Raw genomic sequence first — 649 nt, 5'->3', positions numbered from 1 at the left:
AGCCCAATAAGTGAATATGGAAAGCCATTCGATATATGTGCCTATATCATCCGCCTGAGTTTCATTGAAAATCCGAATGGCTCTACGATATGCAATTATGACTCTGCGAGCTAAAACGACTCCAAAAACGATTAACCAGACAGCTAAAGCAAATAAAGAGATTTTTTGCATGATTCCGCTTGGCAACAGGAACAACACAACTCCGGAAAGAGTTGAGAATATAATCCATAAAATGATATGTGTCCACACACGCCGTTTGGTAATGTAAAAACAATCAAGCAACATTATCAATGCCGAACTGAACAGAGAATAGCACAGGAAGTATGTGGACATGTTCATCAATATGGAAGAATCCGCATTTTTGAATCGAATACCAAAGAAGAAATGTACCGAATAATTTGCCGAAAGCAGCAGCATAGCTATACCCATAATCTGTCGGGAGCGGAGATAATTCTTGAAAATTTTCTTTTCAGGAGTCTTTGCAAACAAAAAATAAAAGCCGAAGAATAACATCAACGGCAGTGCGGCACAAAGTGAAAAACTGTATATAGATGGTTCCATTGTTATGCTTATTTGATTTTGATACAAAGTTACGTCTTTTTCTTCACAAATAGACACATAATCTATGATTTAACGTTATAGATTCGGT

At 36.8% G+C, this 649-nt stretch carries 1 pseudogene; it reads right to left on the bottom strand.

The features are described from left to right. A pseudogene (locus tag N5O98_RS27375) lies at positions 1–513 on the bottom strand (AraC family transcriptional regulator); the annotation flags it as partial. Between the last annotated feature and the right edge of the window lie 136 nt (positions 514–649).

Source organism: Bacteroides sp. LFL-34, from assembly GCF_027257075.1.
Classification (GTDB): Bacteria; Bacteroidota; Bacteroidia; order Bacteroidales; family Bacteroidaceae; genus Bacteroides; species Bacteroides ovatus.
This window is presented reverse-complemented; position numbering and strand designations above follow the sequence as displayed.